A 640-nucleotide genomic window follows, 5' to 3' on the forward strand; every position below is an offset into this window, starting at 1 on the left:
ACCGAACTGCTTGTCGAGCGCTGGCCGGATGCTGAGGTGAGCGGCTTCGACACTTCGCCCGACATGATCGAGAAGGCGCGGGCTCGCTTGCCCGAGGTCACCTTTGATCTGGCCGATGCCTCCAAATGGCAGCCGGCGGAGCCGGTCGACGTGATTTTTGCCAATGCGGTGTTCCAGTGGCTGCCCGAGCATCCCGCAGTCTTCCAGCGGCTGATGGGTTTCCTCGCGCCAGGCGGCGCGCTTGCCATCCAGATGCCCGACAATCTGGGCGAGGACTCCCACCGCCTGATGCGCGAGACCGCCGCCGAATTGCCGTTTGCCGAAAAGCTCAAGGGCGCGGCACGCGGGCCGTTGCCGCCGGTGTCGTCCTACTATGACCTCCTGTCGCCGCTCAGTGATCGGCTGGATATCTGGCATACCATCTACAACCACCCGCTTGCCGACGCGCAGGCGATCGTCGAATGGGTGAAGTCGACGGGCCTGAAACCGTTCCTCGATCCGCTGGATTCCGACGAACGGGCGATGTTCCTCGAAAGCTACACGGCCAAGATCGCCAAGGCCTATCCGAAAACGGCTAGCGGCAAGGTGCTTTTGCGCTTTCCACGCATCTTCATCGTTGCCAAGCGGGCCTGATTATCCA

Annotated in this window: 1 protein-coding gene; it reads left to right on the plus strand. The window is 62.5% G+C overall.

Features of this window, described 5'->3' with window-relative positions; translation table 11 throughout:
* Positions 1-633 (plus strand): trans-aconitate 2-methyltransferase (gene tam, locus EN994_RS34260; RefSeq protein ID WP_127308294.1); only part of this gene is annotated, 633 nt, incomplete at its 5' end.
* Positions 634-640: the final 7 nt, after the last annotated feature.

Origin of the sequence: Mesorhizobium sp. M7A.F.Ca.CA.002.09.1.1, from assembly GCF_003998555.1 — a bacterium.
Classification (GTDB): domain Bacteria; phylum Pseudomonadota; class Alphaproteobacteria; order Rhizobiales; family Rhizobiaceae; genus Mesorhizobium; species Mesorhizobium ciceri.